This window comes from Turicibacter sp. GALT-G1, from assembly GCF_025594995.1.
GTDB classification, from domain to species: Bacteria; Bacillota_I; Bacilli_A; order MOL361; family Turicibacteraceae; genus Turicibacter; species Turicibacter bilis.
In genome coordinates, this window is record NZ_JAMQUS010000128.1 from 1 (window position 1) to 884 (window position 884).

Here is an 884-nt window from a genome sequence, read left to right on the forward strand (position 1 = left end):
CCGGTTGCTCCCGTTGGTCCTGTTGGTCCGGTTGCTCCCGTTGGTCCTGTTGGACCGGTTGCTCCCGTTGGTCCTGTTGGGCCGGTTGCTCCTCTTCGTCCTCTTGGTCCTCTTGGCCCCTGTGGACATACTATATGTTCACAACATTTCCGCTCACAACAATTTCTACGTGATCTACAAGGATCATCACAATTTCTACGTGATCTACAAGGATCATCGCATTCATAATCTGATGAATATGAATCACAATGATCGCTTGTATTTGATATATATATACTGCGATAAGGATCATAATTATCCTTAGACATGAAATTCACCTCGGTAGTTTCAGTTATTTTAATTGTGTTAAATCACCTTGATTAGAAATACGAATTTTCCTATTAATACTTCTAATACTATGATATTTAATGAAGTGGATTTATTCACTTCTTAATATATTATGAAAGTTCTCCCTAAATGGAAGTGTTAAATTACTCAATTTGAATGTTAAAACTTCATTCCTTATTTCCTCAACAAAACAACCAACCTTTATTATCAAGCATCATTCCTTAAATTGATTAAATGTTACTAATTACAAATCAATCGAAAATTTTATCAAATATCCTATTACATAAAAGGAGACATAATATCATATTGCGAATCTAATACTCCTTAAATTATTTCATAGAATATGGTTAGGAAATCATCCAACGCTAAAAAAACATACCTATTACGGAGAGATATGAATCAAATATCATCTAGCCTGAAGAATGATTTTATAACTCCTGAATTATATAATTAAGTCAGACAACTGGTAAACGTATTTAATGGTAATAAAAAAGACATAGATGGTACACTTAATTCATCGCCAAACAAATTAAGGAGTTTTGGTTCTATAATATTTG

The 884-nt window shown here is 33.1% G+C and carries 1 protein-coding gene; it reads right to left on the reverse strand.

Features of this window, described 5'->3' with window-relative positions:
- A partial coding sequence (locus NEH74_RS13585) for a collagen-like protein (RefSeq protein WP_262941481.1) occupies positions 1-308 on the reverse strand: 308 nt, incomplete at its 3' end.
- Positions 309-884 lie beyond the last annotated feature (576 nt).